Below are 14,518 nucleotides of genomic sequence, written 5' to 3' on the forward strand. Positions count from 1 at the left end.
CCCCGTCAAGCGTGCGACAGCGACTCAGCCGGCGAACAGCGCCACGTTGCCGCCCGCCGCGGTGGTGTTGATGGTCAGGGTTTGCTCGGCGCAGAAGCGCAGCAGGTAGTTCGGCCCGCCCGCCTTGGGGCCGGTGCCGCTCAGGCCTTCGCCGCCGAAGGGCTGCACGCCCACCACGGCACCGATCATGTTGCGGTTGACGTAGACATTGCCCACCCGCGCCGCGGCGGCCAGCGCCTGGGCGCGGCTGTCGATGCGGGTCTGGATACCCAGCGTGAGGCCGTAGCCCAGCGCGTTGATCTGGCGGATCACGTCCATCGGATCGCCGCCCCAGCGCACCACCTGCAGCACCGGGCCGAAGATTTCCTGCGTCACTTCGGCGATGGGGCCGACCTCGAACATCTGCGGCGGCACGAGATTGGGTAGGGCCTGCGCCGGGGCGGCTTCGGGCAGCAAGGCCCTGGCATTGCCACGCAGACGCGCGACGTGGCGCTGGATGTTCTCAAAAGCTTCAGCGTCGATCACCGGACCGAGGTCGGTAGACAACAGCGATGGATCGCCGGCCACCAGCTCCTTCGCCGCGCCCTGGATCATCTCGATCACGCCGTCGGCGATCGCCTCGTGCACGCAGAGCAGGCGCAGGGCCGAGCAGCGCTGGCCCGCGCTGCGGAAGGCGCTCTGCACCACCGCGTCGGCCACCTGCTCGGGCAGGGCCGTGCTGTCGACCAGCATGGCGTTGATGCCACCGGTCTCGGCGATCAGCGGCACGATGGGGCCGTCCTTGGCCGCCAGTGCGCGCTGGATGATCTTGGCCACCTGGGTCGAGCCGGTGAACACGACGCCGGCCACGCCGGGCGCCGCGACCAGGGCCGCACCCACCGTCTCGCCGGGGCCGTGCAGCAGTTGCAGCGCGTCGGCCGGGATGCCGGCACTGTGCAGCAGCTTCACCGCTTCCAGCGCCACGGCCGGCGTCTGCTCGGCCGGCTTGGCCAGCACCGTGTTGCCGGTGGCCAGCGCCGCCGCGACCTGGCCCATGAAGATGGCCAGCGGGAAGTTCCAGGGACTGATGCAGACCCAGGCGCCGCGGCCTTCGAGGCGCAGCGTGTTGCTCTCGCCCGTGGGGCCGGGCAGGGTCTGCGGCGCCTGCACGCGCTCGGCTTCGTTGGCGTAGTAGCGCAGGAAGTCCACCGCCTCGCGCACCTCGGACACGGCGTCGCCCCAGGTCTTGTGCGCCTCTTTCACCAGCAGGGTGCAGAAGCGCGGCAGAGCCGCGTCGAGCGCGTCAGCGGCGAAGCGCAGCACGGCCGCGCGTTGCGCCACGGGCGTGTGGTTCCAGGCGCCGAACGCGCCGATGGCGCGCGCCACGGCGGCGGTGGCGTCGCCAGCGCGGGACTCCGCCACCACCGGCACAACACAGGCCGCGTGCGCCGCCAGCAGCTCATCGCGCTGTGCAATCACGGTCAGGTCGCGGCCGCTGCTGTTGGCGCGAGCCGTGCCGTACAGGTCCATCGGCAACGGCAACGAGGCCTGCGGCTCCAGCCGCAGCGGCGAGATCAGCAGCTCGTCCATGCCCACCGACTCGTCGGCCAGCTGATGCACGAAAGAAGAGTTGGCGCCGTTCTCCAGCAGGCGGCGCACCAGGTAGGCCAGCAAGTCGCGGTGCGCGCCCACGGGGGCGTAGACGCGGCAGCTCACCAGCGGGTTCTTCAGCACCTCGCGGTAGATGCCCTCGCCCATGCCGTGCAATCTTTGCAATTCAAACGGAACCGCCTTGCGCGATGCAAGTTGCAGGATGGCCGCAATCGTGCCGGCGTTGTGCGTGGCGAACTGCGGAAAGATCGCGTCGGGCGCGTCCAGCAGCGTCTTGGCGCAGGCCAGGTAGCTCACGTCGGTGTGGTGCTTGTGGGTGAACACCGGGTAAGCGGGGAGGCCCTGTTCCTGCGCGCGCTTGATCTCGGCGTCCCAGTAGGCGCCCTTGACCAGGCGGCACATGAACTTGATACGGTACTGGCGGGCCAGCGCGGCGATGTGCGCGATCAGCTCGACCGCGCGCGTCTGGTAGGCCTGCATGGCCAGGCCCAGACCTTGCCACTGCGGGCAATGTTCGGCCACCAGCGCGGCCAGCGCCTCGAACACGTCCAGCGAGAGTTCGAGCCGGTCCACCTCCTCGGCGTCGATGGTCAGGTTCAGGTTGGCCGCCGCGGCCGCGCGGCACAGAGTCCACACGCGCGGCACGAGCTCGTTCATCACGCGCTCGTGCTGGGCATCTTCGTAGCGCGGGTGCAGCGCGCTGAGCTTGATCGAGATGCCGTCGTTCTGAGCCGGGTGGCGCGCCGGGTCCGCGCCCTGGGCGATGGCGGCGATGGCGTTCTCGTAGCTGGCCTGGTAGCGCAGCGCGTCGGCCGCGGTGCGCGCACCTTCGCCCAGCATGTCGTAGCTGAACTGGAGGTTGGGCTGCTTCCTGCGCGCCGCTGTCGCCTCCTTCATGCCCTCGCCGATGGTCTGCCCCAGCACGAACTGGCGGCCCAGCAGCTGCACCGCGCGCAGCGTGGCGGCCACCACGGTGCGCGCGCCCAGCTTGGCCATCAGGCCCGGCTCGTGGCCGGACTCGGGCAGGAAGTGCTTGGACATGGCGATGGCCGTCGACGACAGCCTCGCCAGTGTCGAGTCGGCCGCGCCGTCGAAGTCGGCGCGACCCAGCTGGTCGGCCGTCAGCGCGATCGCCGTTTCGGCATCGGGCACGCGCAGCAGGGCCTCGGCCAGGCGCATCAGGGCCAGGCCTTCGGCACTGGAAATCGGGTATTCCTTGAGCAGGCTTTCCATGGCCCAGAACGGCGGCGGGTTCTCGCGCACCGCGCGCACCCAGGGCGCCGCGACGTGGGCGGCGGCGGCCCAATCCAGCGCCCCCTGCAGCGCGGCCAGGCGCTGGGCAACAGTCTCGGCCTCGGGCCGGTAGGGGAAGGGCAGGCGGTCGGTTCTGCGGGGCATGGCGGGTCTCCTGAAACAGGACAAATTGGTGAATGCCAGGAGTCTGAAGAACCATTTGACGAATTTTTGTCTAATTTTCGGCGTAAAATAGGATAATTCACTATCCATGAGCGAAGCCGCCCCCGACCTCGACCGCATCGACCTGCGCATCCTGAACGTCCTGCAGGCCGACGGCCGCATCTCCAACCTCAAACTGGCCGAGGCGGTGTCGCTGTCGCCCACCGCTGTGCTGGCGCGCACCCAGCGCTTGCAGCGCGAGGGCTACATCCTGGGCTACGAGGCGCGGCTGAACCCGCTCAAGCTCGGGCGCGGCATGCTGGTCTTCGTCGAGGTGCTGCTCGACCGCACCACGCCCAACGTGTTCAACGAGTTCAAGGCCGCGGTGCAGGTGCGCGACGAAATCCTGGAATGCCACATGGTGGCCGGCGGCTTCGACTACCTGATCAAGACCCGCATGGCCGACATGGCCGCCTTCCGCGACTTCGCCGGCAGCGTGCTGTGGCAGCTGCCGGGCGTGCGCGAGACGCGCACCTACGCAGTGATGGAAGAGGTGAAGAACAGCAGCCGGCTGCCGCTGTGAGGCCTTGGCGACGCACAATAGAACGATCCCTCACCCACCGGAGTTCTTATGCGTGCCCCGTCCCGACTGCTGACCTGCCTTCTGTTGTGTTCCGCCAGCGCCTTCGCCCAGACCACCGCGCCCGGCCTGTGGGCCATCCAGAACAAGATGGGAGGCAACCCGGAGCTGGACAAGGCCATGGCCGAGATGCAGAAGCAACTGGCCGCCATGCCGCCCGCGCAGCGCAAGCAGATGGAAGCCATGATGGGCCAGAACGGCATGAGCGTCGGTGCCGGCGGCGCGGTGACCGTCAAGGTCTGCATCACCCCCGAAATGGCCGCCAAGTCCGAGTTGCCCAGCCACACCGAGGGCGACTGCACCTCGACCATCACCTCGCGCACGGGCAACACCCTGAAGTCGAAGTTCGCCTGCAAGAACCCGCCGACCACCGGCGAAGGCACCTACACCTTCAGCGGCGACAAGGCCTTTGCCACCAAGATGGTCATGCAGACCGTCCGCAACGGCAAACCCGAGACCATGACCATGGAAGGTCAGGGCAAGTGGCTCTCGGCCGACTGCGGCAACATCAAGCCGATCCAGCCGCCGAAGCAGTGACCGGCTCCTTGCGCGGCCGGTGACCGAAGATGGCCCGGCCGACGCGCACCAGCGTGGCCCCCTCGGCCACCGCCGGCTCCAGGTCGTCGCTCATGCCCATGGACAGCACGTCGAGCGCCAGCCCTTGACCGATCAGCACCTGTTGCAGTTCCCGCACCCGCCGGAACGCTGCGCGCTGGACCACAACATCCTCGCTCGGCTCGGGGATGCACATCAGCCCCCGCAGACGCAGGCGGGGCAAGGTCGCCACCACGTGGGCCAGCGCGGGGAGTTCGTCCGGCGCCACACCCGACTTGTTCGCCCCTCCGTCGACGTTCACCTGCAGGCACACCTGCAGGGGCGCGCGGTACTCGGGTCGCTGCTCGGACAGGCGCTGCGCGATCTTGAGTCGGTCCACTGAATGCACCCAGTCGAAGTGGGTGGCCACCAGCCGTGTCTTGTTGCTCTGCACCGGGCCGATGCAGTGCCATTCCAGATCGCCTCCAGGGAGCAGCGCCTGCAGGGCCAGCACCTTCTCGACACCCTCCTGGATGTAGTTCTCGCCAAACGCGCGTTGTCCGGCCGCCACTGCGTCCAACACCTGTTCTGGCCCGAAGGTCTTGGAAACCGCCAGCAATGTGACGGCATTCACATCGCGACCTGCCGCTTCGCAGGCCCTGGCGAGCCGCTCCCGCACCTGTTGGAGATTGCCTTCAATCGTCGTCATAATCAGTCCGTTACACCAACACTGCACGGGATCACGGGATGGATATCACCCAACTGCTCGCCTTCAGCGTCAAGAACAAAGCCTCCGATCTTCACCTCTCTGCCGGGCTGCCGCCCATGATACGGGTGCATGGCGATGTCAGGCGCATCAACGTCGAGCCGCTGGACCACAAGATGGTGCACAGCATGGTGTACGACATCATGAACGACGCGCAGCGCAAGCAATACGAGGAGTTCCTGGAATGCGACTTCTCGTTCGAGATCGAGGGCCTGGCTCGTTTCCGCGTGAACGCCTTCAACCACAACCGCGGTGCAGGCGCGGTGTTCCGGACGATTCCGAGCAAGATCCTCACGCTGGAACAGCTCAACGCGCCCAAGATTTTTGCGGATCTGGCGCTGCGTCCGCGGGGTCTGGTGCTGGTGACGGGTCCGACCGGCTCGGGCAAGTCGACCACCCTCGCCGGCATGGTCAACCACCTCAATGAGACCGAGTACGGCCACATCCTGACGGTGGAAGACCCGGTGGAGTTCGTGCACGAATCCAAGAAGTGCCTGATCAACCAGCGCGAGGTCGGCCCGCACACCCTCTCCTTCTCCAACGCCCTGCGCTCGGCGTTGCGGGAAGACCCGGATGCGATCCTGGTGGGTGAAATGCGCGACCTGGAAACCATCCGCCTGGCCATGACCGCCGCCGAAACCGGTCACCTGGTGTTCGGCACCCTGCACACCTCGAGCGCCGCCAAGACCATCGACCGGATCATCGACGTGTTCCCTGCCGAAGAAAAAGACATGGTCCGCGCCATGCTGTCGGAGTCCCTGGTGGCCGTGATCTCTCAGACGCTGTGCAAGGTCAAGGACGGCAGCGGCCGTGTGGCGGCGCACGAGATCATGATCGGCACCAGCGCCATCCGCAACCTGATCCGCGAAGCCAAGGTGGCCCAGATGTACTCGGCCATCCAGACCGGCCAGAACGTCGGCATGCAGACACTCGACCAGAACCTGGCCGAGCTGGTCAAGCGCAACGTCATCAGCCCGGCCGAAGCGCGCAGCAAGGCAAAAATCCCCGAGAACTTCCCCGGCTGAGCCCAGAAGGTACGACCTCATGGAACGCGATCAGGCATCGAAATTCATCAACGACCTGCTCAAGCTGATGCTCAGCCGCGGCGGCAGCGATCTGTTCATCACGGCCGACTTCCCGCCCGCCATCAAGGTCGATGGCAAGGTGGTGAAGGTCTCGCCCCAGCCACTCAACGGCGTACACACCCTGGCCCTGGCGCGCGCCATCATGAACGACAAGCAGGCCGCCGAGTTCGAGCGCACCAAGGAGTGCAACTTTGCAATCTCGCCGCCGGCCATCGGGCGTTTCCGCGTCAGCGCCTTTGTCCAGCAGGGCAAGGTCGGCATGGTGATGCGGACGATTCCCGCGGTGCTGCCCACCATCGACTCGCTCAACCTGCCCCAGGTGCTCAAGGACATCACGCTGTCCAAGCGCGGCCTGTGCATCGTGGTCGGCGCAACCGGCTCGGGCAAGTCAACCTCCCTGGCGGCCATGGTCGACTGGCGCAACGAGAACACCCACGGCCACATCATCACCATCGAGGACCCGGTGGAGTTCATCCATGCCCACAAAAACTGCGTGATCACGCAGCGCGAAGTGGGACTGGACACCGACGACTGGGGCGTGGCGCTGAAGAACACGCTGCGGCAGGCGCCCGACGTGATCCTGATGGGTGAGATCCGCGACCGCGAGACCATGGAGTACGCGATCCAGTTCTCCGAAACCGGTCACCTGTGTCTGGCCACCCTGCATGCCAACAGCGCCAACCAGGCCCTGGATCGGATCATCAACTTCTTCCCGGAGGAGCGCCGTCCGCAGCTGCTGATGGACCTGTCGCTGAACCTGCGCGCCATGATTTCGCAGCGGCTGGTGCCGCGCCAGGACAACAAGGGACGCCACGCGGCCGTGGAGATCATGCTCAACTCTCCGCTGATCGCCGACCTGATCTTCAAGGGCGAAGTCGCCGAGATCAAGGAGATCATGAAGAAAAGCACCAACATCGGCATGCAGACCTTCGACCAGGCGCTGTTCAATGCGTTCGAGGCGAACATCATCAGCTACGAGGATGCGCTGCGCAACGCCGACTCGCTCAACGACCTGCGGCTGCAGATCAAGCTCAACAGCCAGCGCGCCAAGACGCAAGATCTGGCGGCGGGCACCGAACACCTCACGATCGTTTGACCACCCCCGCGCCGCGCCTGCGGTGCGTCACCCCCTCAAGGGGGCAATGCCTGCGGCCCGGCGAAGCCGGTTCCGCGGCATTTCTCGACGGACTCTCCTTCACTTCGCGGATGACTTCACATGAGCAGCATCGCCTCCAAAACCTACGAATCAACGACACCGAAGAAGGTGGCTTTTCTCGGTCTGGGTGTGATGGGTTTCCCGATGGCGGGGCATCTGGCCCGGGCCGGACATTCGGTGACGGTCTACAACCGGTCGGCGGCCAAGGCGCAGGCCTGGGTGGCCGAGTTCGGCGGTGCGGCCAAACCCACCCCCCGCGAAGCGGCGGCCGGTGCCGACATCGTGTTCTGCTGCGTGGGCAATGACAATGACCTGCGCTCGGTCGCGCTGGGTGCCGACGGTGCTTTCGCCGGCATGGCGCCGGGCGCCCTCTTCGTGGACCACACCACCGCGTCGGCCGATGTGGCGCGCGAGCTGTACGGTGCGGCCAGGAACCTCGGACTGGCCTTTGTCGATGCGCCCGTGTCGGGCGGTCAGGCGGGCGCGCAGAACGGCGCGCTGACGGTGATGTGTGGCGGTGATGCCACTGCGTTCGACGCCGTGAAGCCCGCGGCCATGGCGTTCTCGCGCGCCTTCACGCTGATGGGCGAGAGCGGTGCCGGCCAACTCACCAAGATGGTCAACCAGATCTGCATCGCCGGGCTGGTGCAGGGCCTGTCCGAAGCCATCGCCTTCGGGCAGAAAGCCGGACTGGACATGAACCAGGTGCTCGAGGTGATCGGCAAGGGCGCGGCCCAGAGCTGGCAGCTCGACAACCGCGGCAAGACCATGGTGGCCGACAAGTTCGACTTCGGTTTTGCCGTGGACTGGATGCGCAAGGACCTCGGTCTGGTGCTGGACGAAGCCAAGCGCAACGGCGCCCGCCTGCCGGTCACCGCCCTGGTGGACCAGTTCTACGCCGACGTGCAGGCCATGGGCGGGAACTGGCTGGACACCTCCAGCCTGATCAAACGCTTGAAGTGACCAGCTCCCTGCACCGCGGTACAGGAAAGCGGCCTCAGGACTTGGGCGCGATGCGCGCCAGCTCTTCCTCGCTGATGATCTCCAGCAGACGGACCACGCGCTGCACGCCCTTGGTGGTGCGCGCGACCTGGGTGGCGATGTCGGCCTCGCGCTGGGTCACGCGGCCCATGAGGAACACGGTACCGCGTTCAGTGACCACCTTGAAGGCGTTGGCCGAGATCTGCTTGGTGTCGATCAGGCCGGCCTTGACCTTGCCGGTCAGCAGCGTGTCCTCGGCCTTCTCGGTGAAGGTCGGGCTGTTGGCCACGTCCAATTCGTTGTGGACCACGGCGACGTTGTCCACCTGCTTCACGATGGACTCGGCCAGTTCCTTGTCGCGGACGCTGCCCACCTCGCCGGTCAGCAGCGCGCGGCGGTTGTAGCTGGTGACGCTGATGCGCGCGCGCGACCCCATCTGCTCGCGCAGTCGGTTGGCGGCGCGCAGTTCAATGCCCTGGTCGTCCAGCTGAGAGCCCGAGCTGCGGCGGTCCCCGGCCACCATGGCGCCGGTCAGTGCCGCCCCGCCCACCGCCAGCGGCGCACAGGCCGAGAGGGTCGCTGCGGCTGCAGCCACGCTCAGGACGGCCAGGGTCAGACGGCCATGGGAAACAATGGTCTTCATGCGAGGTTCTCCGTTTCATTGGGCAGGGCTTCGGGCAGGCCCAGCAGCTGGGCATCCACTCCGTCGCAGATGCAGTGCAGCACCAGGTGATGCACCTCGAGAATCCGTGCCGGCACGTCGTGTGGCACGCAGATGTGAACGTCGGTGTCGCGCAGCAACTGGGCCAGCCGGCCACCGCGCGCACCGGTGAGCGCCACCACGGTCATGTCGCGCTCGTGCGCGGCCTCGACCGCGGCGATGACGTTCTGGGAGTTGCCCGAGGTCGAGAGCACGAGCAGCACGTCGCCAGCCTGGCCAAGGGCGCGCACCTGGCGCGAAAACACGGCGCGCACGTCGAAGTCGGTGGCCAGCGCGGTCAGCACCGAGGCGTCGGCCGAGAGCGAGAACGCCGCCAGCTCGGGCCGCTCGCGCTCGTGGCGCCCCACGAAGCTGGCCGCGAACAGCTGCGCCGCCGCCGCCGAAGCCCCGTTGCCACAGGACAGCACCTTGCCGCCGCCGGTGACGCTGGCCAAGACCGCCGCCGTGGCGGCTTCCACCATGGGCGCGAGCGCCTGGGCACACTGATACTTGAGGTCGGCGCTGTCGATGAACTGTTGCTGGATGCGTTGCAGAAGCATGGGGCGATGATAGCGGCGCGCAGGGTATCAAAAGGTACCGGATGCATCAAAGGCCGCGCGCAGCCACTGGATGTGCGGAGCCTCCGCGCCGTCCCGCGCCCCCTGGATCAAGACCACGTCGAAACGGCACGCGGGTTCCGACCCCAGCCGCAGCAGAAAGTGCCGCGCGGCGAACACGATGCGCCGCTGCTTGTCCCCGGTGATGCTCGCACCCGCCCCGCCGCGGCTGGCGCTCGCCCGCTGGCGCACCTCGACGAAGACTAGCGTGCCATCGGGCTCACGCATAATCAGATCGATCTCGCCGCCGCCGCGGCCGGGCGTGCGGAAGTTGCGCTGCACCAGCCGCAATCCGTGTCGCAGCAGATGCCGCAGGGCGGCGTCTTCGGCCGCATCGCCGCGCTGCTTGGTCGTGACCGAAGTCCCCTGTTTCCGGGAATCCCACATTGTCCGCACCCTCCCCTTCCCTGCTGGCCGCCGCCCGTGACATGGCGGGGCAGCAGCATTATCCGCAGGGCGCGCTCTACATGGTCGCCACCCCGATCGGCAACCTCGCCGACATCGGCCTGCGCGCGCTGCACGTGCTGGACCTGGTGGACTGCATCGCCTGCGAGGACACGCGCCACACCGCGGCCCTGCTGCAGAGCTACGGCCTGCACAAGCCACTGCTGGCACTGCACGAACACAACGAGGCCGAGGCCGCGCAGACCGTGGTGCAGCGCCTGCGGGAGGGTCAGCGCGTGGCCTATGTGAGCGACGCCGGCACGCCCGGGGTGAGCGACCCGGGCGCGCGACTGTGTGCCGCCGTGCACGCCGCCGGCCTGCGCGCCCTGCCCCTGCCGGGCGCCAGCAGCATCACGGCGCTGCTGAGCGTGGCCGGCACCGGCGGCCACGACGGGGGCTTTGTGTTCACTGGTTTTCTCTCGCCCAAGACCACCGAGCGTCAGCGCGAGGTGCAGGCCATCGCGGCCGACCCGCGCGCCTGCGTGCTGCTGGAGGCGCCGCACCGCATCGAGGCCCTGGCGCGCGACCTGGCCGCGCTGGGCGAGCGGCCGCTCACCATCGGCCGTGAGCTGACCAAGCAGTTCGAGGAAGTGGCGCAGGTGGCGGCCCGGGACTTTCCGGCCTGGCTGCAGGCAGGCGCCCACCGCACGCGCGGCGAGTTCGTGCTGCTGGTGCATCCCGCCACCGCAGCCATCGACGACAACATGGACGAGGCCACGCTGCGCACGCTCGACCTGCTGCTGGCCGAACTGCCCGTCAAAACCGCCGTGAAGCTGTGCGCCGAGATCAGCGGCGCGCCGCGCAATGCGCTGTACCAGGCCGCCCTGGCCCGGCGCAAGGGCGCACAGGAAGACTGAAGCTCAGCGCAGGCGCTGCAGCGGCGACTCGGCGCCCGGGCGCTCGCCCACCTCGGTCGCGTCCACGTCGACCACGTCGCCCACCGGTGCCCGGCCTGGCCACATGCCTTGCGTGTACTGACGAGACTGCTCGCGCATGCGGGAAAACATCACCACCGGCGCCGGCTTGCGCCCCGTGATCAGCGACCACGCAGACATCACCAGCACCGCCACCAGGGCCGCGAGCAGAAAGCTCAGCACGAACACCATCGCAGCCAGCACCAGGACCAGCTTGAGGGCACCACGGAAAATTCGGGACAACAGATCGGACACAAGATTCATGTGAGGCATCAGATAGGGACATTTTGCGCGCCTGCAAGTTCCGCCAGGTCAACCGGTTGTCGCCTGCCGCTGCTATGCTGAATCCATGAAACCGCCCGCCCCAGCGCCAGAACCGCGCCCCCCGCTCGCAAACCGCCTGTCGCAGTACTTCTTCCGCGGGCTGATCACCTTCCTGCCGCTGGCCATCACGGTCTACGTGCTGGTGATCTTCATCACCTGGACCGAGCGCACCGCCATGCAGCTGCTGCGCCCGCTCACCGGCGAGTTTTACCTGCCTGGCCTGGGCATCGCGCTGGGGGCGCTGCTGATCGTGGCATTGGGCGGTCTGATGTCGATGCGCGTCACAGGCAAGCTGCTGTCCTATGTCGAGCTGCCCTTCACCAACCTCCCGGTGGTCAAGAGCATCTATTCCTCGCTGAAGAACTTCGCCGATTACTTTGCCCCGCATGAACAGGACGCACAGCAGGTCGTGCTGCTGAAGATGCCCGGGCACGAGCTGAGCACCGTCGGGCTGGTCACGCGCCAGAGCATGAAAGGCCTGCCCCGGGGCCTGGCCGAACTCGACGACCAGGTGGCCGTCTACCTCCCCATGGGCTACATGATCGGTGGCTATACCGTGTTCGTGCCCCGCAGCTGGACCACGCCGGTCGACATGTCGGTCGAGGAGGCCATGCGCATGGCGCTGATCGCGTTCATGGCGTCGAACCAGAACGGCAAGGGCGCGGCATGAGGGCCATCCAATGAGCATCCGCCACCTCGACGCCCTGTTCTCGCCCGCCTCGGTGGCGGTTTTCGGTGCCTCCGAACGGCCCTTCAGCGTGGGCGCGACCGTCTGGCGCAACCTGTCCAACGGGTTCAAGGGCCGGCTCTACCCGGTCAACCCCAAACACCGCCACATCGGCGATGCCCGGGCCTATGCCAGCGTTGAGGCCCTGCCCGAGGCGCCGGACCTGGCGGTCATCTGCACCCCGGCCGCCACCGTGCCCGGCCTGATCGCCCAGCTGGGCGAGCGCGGCACCCGGGCGGCGGTGGTGGTCACCGCGGGCCTGGACAAGGCCACCAGGCAGGCCATGCTGGACGCGGCACGGCCCCACACCCTGCGCATCCTCGGCCCCAACTGCATCGGCATGCTGGTGCCGCACCTGGGCCTGAACGCCAGCTTCGCCCACATCGGCGCCCAGCCCGGCGAACTGGCCTTCGTCTCGCAATCGGGCGCGCTGGTGACGGCCATGCTCGACTGGGCCTCGGCGCGCGGCATCGGCTTCTCGCACTTCGTCTCGCTGGGCGAACACGCCGACGTGGACTTCGGCGACATGCTCGATTTCCTCGGCAGCGACCCGCACACGCGCGCCATCCTGCTCTACATCGAGTCGGTCGAGGAGGCCCGCAAGTTCATGTCGGCCGCGCGCGCCGCCGCGCGCAACAAGCCGGTCATCGTGGTCAAGGCGGGCCGTTCGGCCGCCGGCCAGGCCGCGGCCGCCTCGCACACCGGCGCCCTGGCCGGTTCCGACGCGGTGTTCGATGCCGCCATCGCGCGCGCCGGCATGCTGCGCGTGCTCACGCTGGACGACCTGTTCCTGGCGGCCGAGACGCTGGCGCGCTTCCGCGATGGTCCCTCCGAGAAACTGGTGGTGCTCACCAACGGCGGTGGCGCCGGCGTGATGGCCGCCGACGAGGCCTCGGCCCTGGGCGTGCCGCTGGCGCCGCTGGACGAGGCCATGCTGGCGCGGCTGGACGCGGTGCTGCCCACCCACTGGTCGCGCGCCAACCCGGTGGACATCATTGGCGACGCGCCGGCCGAGCGCTATGTGGCGGCGCTGGACGCGCTGGCGCACGACCCGGCCAGCGCGGTGCTGCTCATCCACGCACCCACCGCCATCGTGCCCAGCGCCGAGATCGCGCAGGCCGTGCTGCCCCAGGTCACGGCCAGGCCGCGGCGCGTGCTGGGCTCCTGGCTGGGCGACAGCGCGGTGGCGCAGGCGCGCCAGACCTTCCGCGATGCCGGCGTGCCCGACTACGCCACGCCCGAGGACGCGGTGCGCGCGTTCTCGATGTTGCGCAGCTACCGCCAGCACCAGGCCGAGCTGCTGCAGACGCCACCCGCGCGCGACGCCTCGCACGCCATGGACCTGCCCGACGTGCGCACCATCGTGGACGCGGTGCTGGCCGATGGCCGCGAGATCCTCACCGAGCCCGAGGCCAAGTCGCTGCTGGCCGCGGCCGGCCTGCCGGTGGTCCCCACCCGGGTGGTCGGACCGAGCGCCGCCGAGGCCGAAGCCGCCGCCGAAGCGCTGGGCTACCCGGTGGTGGTCAAGATCCTCTCGCACGCGATCTCGCACAAGAGCGATGTTGGCGGCGTGCGCCTGAACATCGGCAGCGCGACCGAGCTGGCGCAGGTCTGCACCGCCATGCTGCAGCGCGTGCGCGAGTTGCGGCCCGACGCCGATGTCCAGGGCTTCACCGTGCAGCCCATGATCCGCAAGAAGCACGCGCACGAACTGATCGTGGGCGCCAGCGTCGACAGCCTGTTCGGCCCCGTCATCCTGTTCGGCGCCGGCGGCACAGCGGTCGAGGTGCTGGCCGACCGGGCGCTGGGGCTGCCGCCGCTGAACACGCCGCTGGCGCTGGCGCAGATCGCGCGCACCCGCATCCACCGCCTGCTCCAGGGCTACCGCGACGAGCCGGCGGCCGACATCGACACGGTGGCGCAGGTGCTGGTGAGCGTCTCAGAGCTGCTGGCCGAGGTGCCCGAAATCGCCGAGCTGGACATCAACCCGCTGCTGACCAACCACGAGGGCGCCATCGTGCTGGATGCACGCGTGCGGGTGTCGGCCCAGCGACCGGCCGGCGCGGCGAACTTCGCCATCCAGCCCTACCCGGTCGAGCTGGTCGAGATCTGGGACTGGCGGGGTCAGGCGATCACCCTGCGCCCGATCCGGCCGGAGGACGAGCCCCAGCACCGCGCCTTCCTGGAACAGCTGGACCCGGAGGACATCCGCCTGCGCGTGTTCTACAGCCGCCGCCACATCGAGCACAGCGAGCTGGCGCGGCTGACGCAGATCGACTACGCGCGCGAGATGGTCTTCATCGCCACCCGGCTGCTGGAGGGTGGCGGCGAGGAAACGCTGGGCGCGGTGCGGGTGGCGATCGACCCGGACAACCGCGACGCCGAGTTCGGCGTGATCGTGCGCAGCGACCTCAAGGGCGGCGGCCTCGGGCGCCGGCTCATGGACAAGATGATCGGCCACCTGCGCCAGCGCGGCACGCAGCGCCTGGTGGGTGTGGTGCTGCGCGAAAACGCCGGCATGCTGGAACTTGCGCGCGCGCTGGGCTTCCAAGAGGGCGCCCACCCCGGCGAACCGGACGACCTCAGCCTGCGCTTCGTCTCGCTGGATCTTCAGAACCCGTCCCGCACCTGAACCGGTGGCGGGC

The 14,518-nt window shown here is 68.3% G+C and carries 14 protein-coding genes; 8 read left to right on the plus strand and 6 right to left on the minus strand.

Annotation, left to right across the window (positions count from 1 at the left end; all coding sequences use genetic code 11):
- Positions 1-24: 24 nt before the first annotated feature.
- On the minus strand, positions 25-2,988 hold the full coding sequence (locus DD542_RS16950; RefSeq protein WP_127806446.1) for an L-glutamate gamma-semialdehyde dehydrogenase: 2,964 nt from the start codon (positions 2,986-2,988) through the stop codon (positions 25-27).
- A 106-nt stretch (positions 2,989-3,094) separates the two neighbouring features.
- On the opposite strand from DD542_RS16950, the gene DD542_RS16955 reads away from it, so the two are divergent.
- A complete protein-coding gene (locus tag DD542_RS16955; protein WP_066157399.1) occupies positions 3,095-3,568 on the plus strand; it encodes an Lrp/AsnC ligand binding domain-containing protein in 474 nt (157 codons plus the stop codon).
- A gap of 48 nt (positions 3,569-3,616) precedes the next feature.
- Positions 3,617-4,162 (plus strand): DUF3617 domain-containing protein, encoded by a 546-nt coding sequence (locus DD542_RS16960; RefSeq protein WP_127806447.1) that lies wholly within the window; start codon positions 3,617-3,619, stop codon positions 4,160-4,162.
- On the opposite strand, the gene DD542_RS16965 is transcribed toward DD542_RS16960, so the two are convergent.
- Positions 4,134-4,868 (minus strand): YggS family pyridoxal phosphate-dependent enzyme, encoded by a 735-nt coding sequence (locus DD542_RS16965; RefSeq protein WP_127806448.1) that lies wholly within the window; start codon positions 4,866-4,868, stop codon positions 4,134-4,136. The genes DD542_RS16960 and DD542_RS16965 overlap by 29 nt on opposite strands.
- 38 nt (positions 4,869-4,906) lie before the next feature.
- On the opposite strand from DD542_RS16965, the gene DD542_RS16970 reads away from it, so the two are divergent.
- The 3 genes from DD542_RS16970 to DD542_RS16985 all read left to right on the plus strand — a co-directional run bounded on the left by DD542_RS16970 (position 4,907) and on the right by DD542_RS16985 (position 8,129).
- On the plus strand, positions 4,907-5,950 hold the full coding sequence (locus DD542_RS16970; RefSeq protein ID WP_066157408.1) for a type IV pilus twitching motility protein PilT: 1,044 nt from the start codon (positions 4,907-4,909) through the stop codon (positions 5,948-5,950).
- 19 nt (positions 5,951-5,969) lie between these two features.
- Entirely contained in the window at positions 5,970-7,106 is a 1,137-nt protein-coding gene (locus DD542_RS16975; RefSeq protein ID WP_066157411.1) for a PilT/PilU family type 4a pilus ATPase, read from the plus strand.
- 120 nt (positions 7,107-7,226) lie between these two features.
- On the plus strand, positions 7,227-8,129 hold the full coding sequence (locus DD542_RS16985; RefSeq protein ID WP_127806450.1) for an NAD(P)-dependent oxidoreductase: 903 nt from the start codon (positions 7,227-7,229) through the stop codon (positions 8,127-8,129).
- A gap of 34 nt (positions 8,130-8,163) precedes the next feature.
- Here DD542_RS16985 and DD542_RS16990 read toward each other — a convergent pair whose 3' ends face one another.
- Genes DD542_RS16990 through DD542_RS17000 form a run of 3 tightly spaced genes read right to left on the minus strand, consistent with a single transcriptional unit; the run spans position 8,164 to position 9,851 of the window.
- Entirely contained in the window at positions 8,164-8,790 is a 627-nt protein-coding gene (locus tag DD542_RS16990) for a BON domain-containing protein (protein ID WP_066157417.1), read from the minus strand.
- A complete protein-coding gene (locus DD542_RS16995) occupies positions 8,787-9,407 on the minus strand; it encodes an SIS domain-containing protein (protein WP_066157420.1) in 621 nt (206 codons plus the stop codon). The genes DD542_RS16990 and DD542_RS16995 overlap by 4 nt, the downstream gene beginning before the upstream one ends.
- 27 nt (positions 9,408-9,434) lie before the next feature.
- Positions 9,435-9,851: a YraN family protein gene (locus DD542_RS17000; RefSeq protein ID WP_127806451.1), complete on the minus strand. Its 417-nt coding sequence runs from the start codon at positions 9,849-9,851 to the stop codon at positions 9,435-9,437.
- Between DD542_RS17000 and rsmI the strand changes: the two genes are divergently transcribed.
- Positions 9,851-10,765, plus strand: a complete 915-nt coding sequence (gene rsmI / locus DD542_RS17005; RefSeq protein ID WP_241559580.1) for a 16S rRNA (cytidine(1402)-2'-O)-methyltransferase — start codon at positions 9,851-9,853, stop codon at positions 10,763-10,765. The genes DD542_RS17000 and rsmI overlap by 1 nt on opposite strands.
- 3 nt (positions 10,766-10,768) lie before the next feature.
- On the opposite strand, the gene DD542_RS17010 is transcribed toward rsmI, so the two are convergent.
- Positions 10,769-11,086: a hypothetical protein gene (locus tag DD542_RS17010; protein ID WP_127806452.1), complete on the minus strand. Its 318-nt coding sequence runs from the start codon at positions 11,084-11,086 to the stop codon at positions 10,769-10,771.
- An 85-nt stretch (positions 11,087-11,171) separates the two neighbouring features.
- On the opposite strand from DD542_RS17010, the gene DD542_RS17015 reads away from it, so the two are divergent.
- Together DD542_RS17015 and DD542_RS17020 are read left to right on the plus strand one after the other, a co-directional pair.
- Complete coding sequence (locus DD542_RS17015) at positions 11,172-11,816, plus strand: DUF502 domain-containing protein (RefSeq protein ID WP_066157427.1); 645 nt, start codon at positions 11,172-11,174, stop codon at positions 11,814-11,816.
- 10 nt (positions 11,817-11,826) lie between these two features.
- A complete protein-coding gene (locus DD542_RS17020) occupies positions 11,827-14,505 on the plus strand; it encodes a GNAT family N-acetyltransferase (protein WP_127806453.1) in 2,679 nt (892 codons plus the stop codon).
- Positions 14,506-14,518 lie beyond the last annotated feature (13 nt).

It is taken from the genome of Hydrogenophaga sp. NH-16 (assembly GCF_004006415.1).
Classification (GTDB): domain Bacteria; phylum Pseudomonadota; class Gammaproteobacteria; order Burkholderiales; family Burkholderiaceae_C; genus Hydrogenophaga; species Hydrogenophaga pseudoflava.